Below are 6226 nucleotides of genomic sequence, written 5' to 3' on the forward strand. Positions count from 1 at the left end.
TCCGCCCCGCGGCGCGGCGCCCAACGCGCCGCCCGCCACGCCTGAGATTCAACGTGCCGCCCGCCAGGCTCCGCGCCCGGGCGGCGGCGACGCCACCCGCCGGCCCGACGACGACGAGGATACGCGCCGCAAGGCCGCGGGCGCCGCGCCGAACAAGGCCATTTCCCGCGTCAAGGGCGCCCAGCAGCGCCGCGAGGGCCGTCTCACCATCCAGGCCGTGGCCGGGGATGACGAGGGCGCCGTCGAGCGGATGCGTTCGCTGGCCTCGGTTCGCCGGGCTCGGGAGCGTGAACGCGAAAAGCGCAAGGGTGGCGGCCAGGAAGCGGCCCGTGCCGCGCGCGAAGTCGTCATCCCCGACGTCATCACCGTGGCGGAACTCGCCAACCGGATGGCGACCCGTGGCGTGGAGATCATCAAGTTCCTGATGCGTCAGGGCGTGATGCTGAAGATCAACGACGTCATCGACAACGACACCGCCGAGCTGGTCGCCACCGAGTTTGGCCACACCGTTCGCCGCGTCTCTGAGGCCGACGTCGAAGAGGGCTTCATCGGCGACGAGGATGTCGACGATCACCTGCTCGCGCGGGCGCCCGTCGTGGCGGTCATGGGTCACGTCGACCACGGCAAGACCTCGCTGCTGGACGCCCTGCGTTCGGCCGACGTGGCGGCCGGCGAACATGGCGGCATCACCCAGCATATCGGCGCCTATCAGGTGCGGTTGGAGAGCGGCCAGTCCGTGACCTTCCTCGACACCCCGGGCCACGCGGCGTTCTCCGCCATGCGGGCGCGCGGCGCCGACGTCACCGACATCGTGGTGCTGGTCGTGGCCGCCGACGACGGCGTCTTGCCCCAGACCATCGAGGCCATCCAGCACGCCAAGGCTTCCGGCGCGCCGATCATCGTGGCGATCAACAAGATCGACAAGCCGGGCGCCAACCCGACCAAGGTGATCAACGAACTGCTGCAGCACGAGATCGTGGTGGAGAGCCTGGGCGGTGAAACCCAGGCGATCCAGGTCTCGGCCACCGAGAAGATGGGTCTCGACGACCTGATCGAGGGCATTCTTCTGCAGGCCGAGGTCATGGACCTGAAGGCCAACCCCGACCGCACCGCCGATGGCACCGTGATCGAGGCCAAGCTGGACCGGGGCCGCGGCGCGGTCTCCACCGTCCTGGTCAAGCGCGGCACGCTGAAGCGGGGCGACATCGTCGTGGCCGGCTCGAACTTCGGCCGCGTGCGCGCCCTGCTCAACGAGCGGGACGAGCAGCTGGACGCCGCCGGTCCTTCGGTCCCCGTCGAGATCCTCGGCCTGGACGGCACGCCCTCGCCGGGCGAGCCCTTCGCCGTGGTGGAAAACGAAGCTCGCGCTCGCGAGCTGACCGAGTACCGCACCCGGGTGAAGCGCGAGAAGGCCGGTTCGCCGGTCTCCGCCGGGGTGACCATGGCCGACTTCATGGCTAAGCTTCAGGACAAGAAGATCTCGGAGCTGCCGGTCATCATCAAGGCCGACGTGCAGGGTTCGGCCGAGGCCATCGTGGGCTCGCTGGACGCGCTCGCCACCGACGAGGTCCGTGCGCGGATCATCCTCCAGGGCGCCGGCGCGATCAGCGAGAGCGACGTCATGCTGGCCAAGGGTTCGGGCTCCCCGATCCTCGGCTTCAACGTCCGCGCCTCCAAGCAGGCCCAGGCGCTCGCTGAGCGTGAAGGCGTCGAGATCCGCTACTACGCGATCATCTACGACCTGATCGACGACATCAAAGGCGTGCTCTCGGGCATGCTGGCGCCGGAACAACGCGAAACCTTCCTGGGCAACGCGCGGGTCCTGCAGGTGTTCGACATCACCAAGGTCGGCCGGGTCGCCGGTTGCCGGGTCACCGAGGGCGTCGTGCGCCGCGGCGCCCGCGTCCGGATCATCCGCGAGGACATCGTGGTGCTGGAACTGGGCACGCTCAAGACCCTCAAGCGTTTCAAGGACGAGGTGGCCGAAGTCGGCTCCGGCGTCGAGTGCGGGATGTTCTTCGAGGGCTTCCAGGACATCAAGGAAAACGACGTCATCGAGTGCTTCAGCCTCGAAGAGGTCGCGCGCAGCCTCTAAGGGCCTCGCGTTCGAGATACAGATGAGCCCTCCGGGAAGCCGGGGGGCTTTTCGTTTGGGAGCCAATCGCGAGCTCGGCCATTTGGCTGAGGCCGCCAGCCCGAGGACTTCGCCATGCGCGCCCTGATCGCCATCTGCTTTGCCCTGACACTCACCGCCTGCGCCGGCGGACCGGTCGGCAATGACCAGGTTCCCGAACCGCTGAAGCGCGTCGATCTCCAGCGCTACAAGGGCCTGTGGTTCGAGATGGCCCGCTATGAGAACCGCTTCGAGGAAGGCTGCGAGGGGGTCACGGCCACCTACGGCCTGCGTCCCGACGGGATGGTCTCTGTGGTCAACGCCTGCCGCGAGGACGGCCTGGACGGCGCGGTCAAGGTGTCGGAAGGCAAGGCCAAGCCGTCCGGCGACCCCCTGGGTGCGAAGTTGAAGGTGTCGTTTTTCGGCCCTCCTCTCATGACCAACTACTGGGTGCTGGATCGCGGCGAGGACTATGACTGGGCGATCGTCGGCGAGGGCTCCGGGCGTTTCCTCTGGATCCTGACCCGCGAAGCTCAACCCGCGCCGGCCCGCCGCGCCGAGCTGGTCGCGCGCGCCAAGAGTCTGGGATACGACACCGGGATGCTTCGCTTCACCCAACAGGGCGCCGAACGCAGATGAAATTTCCGCTCTTGGCCCTGGCCGTCCTGATGTTGTCGTCCTGCGCCACGGCGCAGCGGTTCGACGCGGCGGGCGATGTCCACGCCCTGTTGATCGCCATCCGCGACGACGACCGCGCCGCCTTCGACGCCCGCGTCGACCGCCCAGCCCTGAAGCGCCAGATCGAGAGCCGACTGCTGGCCGAAACGCGGAAATCCGAGCCCAACGATGGTCTGGCCGCCCTGAGCGTCCTGCTCTCGCCGATCATCGCCGACGTAGCGGGGGACGTCCTGGTCCAGCCCCGGGTGTTCCGCTCGGTGGCCGACTATTACGGCTATGGCCCCGGCACGCCGATCCCCGGACCGCTGATCATCGGCGGCCAGCTCAAGGCGGTCGGCGACGGCCGGGTCTGCGCAACCCGCAAGCAGGACGGGCCGTGCCTGCTGACCTTCACCGAGACCGCCGGAACCTGGCGGCTGTCGGGCTTCGAAGGCGATCTTTCCATGCTGCGGACCAAGCGCTGATCTGCGTAAGCTCGGCCATGACCGCTCGGGGAGCAGGCTATGGGCTACGAGGCCGCACTTTCGGACTACGAGGAAATCGCCTTCACCCATGGCGGGCGGACCCGAAAGGTCTTCAAGAAGGGCTCCGGCCCCGCGGTCATCGTCATCCATGAGATGCCCGGCCTTCACCCGCTGGTGATCAAGTTCGCCGACCGGGTCGCGGCGTCCGGCATGACCGTCTATTGTCCCAGCCTGTTCGGCGAGCCGGGCCGCCCTGTCACCGCCGGCTACGCCCTGCGCGAGATGATCACCGGCATCTGCATCCGCCGGGAGTTCAATGTCTGGGCCACCGACAAGTCGAGCCCCATCGTCGACTGGCTGAGAGCGCTCGCGCGCAAAGTCCACGCCGACTGCGGCGGCAAGGGCGTGGGCGCGGTGGGCATGTGCTTCACCGGCGGCTTCGCCCTGGCGATGATGACGGAGCCGTCGGTCGTGGCGCCGGTCCTGTCGCAACCGTCCCTGCCGCTGGCGGGCAAGAACGCCAAGCGCGCCGCGGGCATCGGGGCCTCTGCCTCCGAGATCGCTTGCGTCCGTCAGCGGCTCGAGGACGAGGACCTGTCCGTAGTCGGATTGCGCTTCAAGAGCGACGCCTTCGTCCCTGACGCGCGCTTCGACACCTATCGCCGTGAGTTCGGCGACAGGTTCGAAGCCATCGAGCTCAACGACGAGGACGCCGCCCCGGCCAGGATGGCGCCGCACTCGGTCCTGACCCTCCACCTCAAGGACGACGGCCCGACCAAGGCGGCGGAAGAGCGGGTGCTGGCCTTCTTCAGGGAGCGGACAGGCGCGGCCTGACGGGGTGGACTTACGCCCGCCACGCGCCTAGAAGCCCGCCCTTCCCCTGAGCCGCGCGTCCGATCCGTGGGCCAGGTCCTGAAAGGCTAAGCCATGAAGAAGAACAACGCCCCCCGTCCGCGCGGCGTCGCCGCGGGTCCGACCCAGCGGCAATTGCGCGCCGGCGAGCTGATGCGCCACGCCCTGGTCGAGATCATGCGGGTCGAGGATTTCACCGACCAGGACCTCGCCGAGGTTTCGGTGACGGTGACCGAGGTGCGGATGAGCCCTGACCTGCGCCACGCCATCTGTTTCGTCGAGCCGCTGGGTGGGATCGGCGCCGACAAGGTGGTCGCCGCCATGAACCGCCACGCCAAGTTCATCCGCGGCCAGCTGGGTCGGCGCATCGACATGAAGTTCACGCCGGACCTGAAGTTCCTGCACGACGAGAGCTTCAACGAGGCGACCCGGATCGGGAAGCTGTTCGACAATCCCCGCGTCCGCCAGGACCTGAGCCCCGACGCCCCCTCCGACAGCTGGAAAGACGACAACTGATGGCGCGCCGCAAGAAGGGCGACGCCGTCTCCGGCTGGATCTGCCTCGACAAGCCCTATGACCTGGGATCGACCAGCGCGGTCACTCGTGTGCGCCGGATTTTCAACGCCCAGAAGGCCGGTCACGCCGGGACCCTGGACCCGCTGGCCACCGGCATCCTGCCCATCGCGCTGGGCGAGGCCACCAAGACCGTCGCCTTCCTGATGGACGCCGACAAGTCGTACCGCTTCACCATCGCTTGGGGGACCACCACCGCCAGCTTCGACCGTGAGGGCTCGGTGACCGCCAGCTCCGACGTGCGTCCGACCCGCGCGGCGGTGGAAGCCGCGCTGCCGGAGTTCATCGGCGAGATCCAGCAGGTCCCGCCGATCTATTCGGCGGTGAAGGTCGACGGCGAGCGGGCCTATGACCTGGCCCGGGCCGGGGAGGTGGTGGAGCTTACGGCGCGCACCATCCAGGTTCACGATCTGCGCGTGGGCCGGGTGATCGACGAGGACCACATCGAACTGGAAATGGACTGCGGCAAGGGCGCCTATGTGCGCGCGGTGGTCCGCGACCTGGCCGACCGGCTGGGGGCCTGCGGCCATGTGAGCGCCTTGCGCCGCACCCGGGTCGGCGGCTTCGTCGAGGAAAACGCGATAACACTGGAATTGCTTGAGGATTTGGGTCATAAGGCCCGCTGCTTGGAGGCCCTGCTTCCGGTCGAGACCGCCCTGGACGACATCCCGGAGCTGGCCGTGACCACCGAAGACGCTTTCAAGCTCAAGCAGGGACGGCCGATCGTTCTCGTTCCCCGACAGGTTGAAGCGCTCAAGGCCCGGCTAAACCCCGGGACTCGAACCGTTTCGGCCATGGCGGATGGCGTGATGGTGGCGCTCTGCGAGATGCGCGCGGGCAAGCTCGAGCCCTCGCGGGTCTTTCATCTGGATAAGAGCGGAGACTAACCCGATGTCGATTACGCTTGAGCGCAAAGCTGAGCTCATCAAGACCCACGGCCGTTCCGACGGCGACACCGGAAGCGCCGAAGTGCAGGTTTCGATCCTCTCTGAGCGGATCGCGAACCTGACCGAGCACTTCAAGACCCACAAGAAAGACAACCACTCGCGCCGGGGCCTTCTCAAGATGGTCTCCCAGCGCCGCCGCCTTCTCGATCACCTGAAGCTCTCCGACTCCGGACGCTATCAGGCCCTGATCGAAAAGCTGGGTCTGCGTCGCTAAGACCAAGTCGGTCGGCCCCCGGGAAAACCGGGGGCTTTGCGTATCAGGCCTAACCATTGCGCCGCTCGTTCCGTGACAGGCCGGAACGGCACAGCGGCGATCCGGCCGCCCATGTCGGGCGCCCGCTACACGCCGAGGGCTCCAAAGAAGTCCTCACCCCCGCCTGTTTGTTGGAGAGGATTTCGGAAGTCCGACGCCCTGTCCGCCCCCGACGGGAATACGCCCGCGGGATGAGAAAGAAGCGAAAATGTTCGATATCAAACGCAAGACCATCGAGTGGGGCGGCAAGACGCTGACCCTCGAAACCGGCCGCATCGCCCGTCAAGCCGACGGCGCTGTCCTGGCCACCTACGGCGAGACCATGGTGCTGGCCACCGCCGTCTAC

General features: G+C 67.6%; 8 protein-coding genes. All 8 read left to right on the top strand.

Annotated features, from left to right (window positions below):
- Window positions 1-2095 (top strand): translation initiation factor IF-2 (gene infB, locus RMO04_RS13880; RefSeq protein WP_309645362.1); only part of this gene is annotated, 2095 nt, incomplete at its 5' end.
- 114 nt (window positions 2096-2209) lie between these two features.
- Window positions 2210-2752 carry a lipocalin family protein gene (locus tag RMO04_RS13885; protein WP_309645363.1) on the top strand — a complete coding sequence of 181 codons (543 nt, stop codon included), beginning with the start codon at window positions 2210-2212 and terminating at the stop codon, window positions 2750-2752.
- Entirely contained in the window at window positions 2749-3255 is a 507-nt protein-coding gene (locus RMO04_RS13890; protein ID WP_309645364.1) for a DUF2939 domain-containing protein, read from the top strand. The genes RMO04_RS13885 and RMO04_RS13890 overlap by 4 nt, the downstream gene beginning before the upstream one ends.
- A 39-nt stretch (window positions 3256-3294) precedes the next feature.
- Window positions 3295-4089, top strand: coding sequence for a dienelactone hydrolase family protein (locus RMO04_RS13895; protein WP_309645365.1), 795 nt, complete (start codon window positions 3295-3297; stop codon window positions 4087-4089).
- Window positions 4090-4182: 93 nt separating this feature from the next.
- A complete protein-coding gene (gene rbfA / locus RMO04_RS13900) occupies window positions 4183-4623 on the top strand; it encodes a 30S ribosome-binding factor RbfA (protein WP_309645366.1) in 441 nt (146 codons plus the stop codon).
- Window positions 4623-5567 (top strand): tRNA pseudouridine(55) synthase TruB, encoded by a 945-nt coding sequence (gene truB / locus RMO04_RS13905; RefSeq protein ID WP_309645367.1) that lies wholly within the window; start codon window positions 4623-4625, stop codon window positions 5565-5567. Before rbfA ends, truB begins: the two co-directional genes overlap by 1 nt.
- Before the next feature lie 4 nt (window positions 5568-5571).
- Entirely contained in the window at window positions 5572-5841 is a 270-nt protein-coding gene (rpsO, locus tag RMO04_RS13910) for a 30S ribosomal protein S15 (RefSeq protein ID WP_309645368.1), read from the top strand.
- Between the two features lie 247 nt (window positions 5842-6088).
- A partial coding sequence (locus RMO04_RS13915; protein ID WP_309645369.1) for a hypothetical protein occupies window positions 6089-6226 on the top strand: 138 nt, incomplete at its 3' end.

Source organism: Phenylobacterium sp., from assembly GCF_031412415.1.
Classification (GTDB): domain Bacteria; phylum Pseudomonadota; class Alphaproteobacteria; order Caulobacterales; family Caulobacteraceae; genus Phenylobacterium.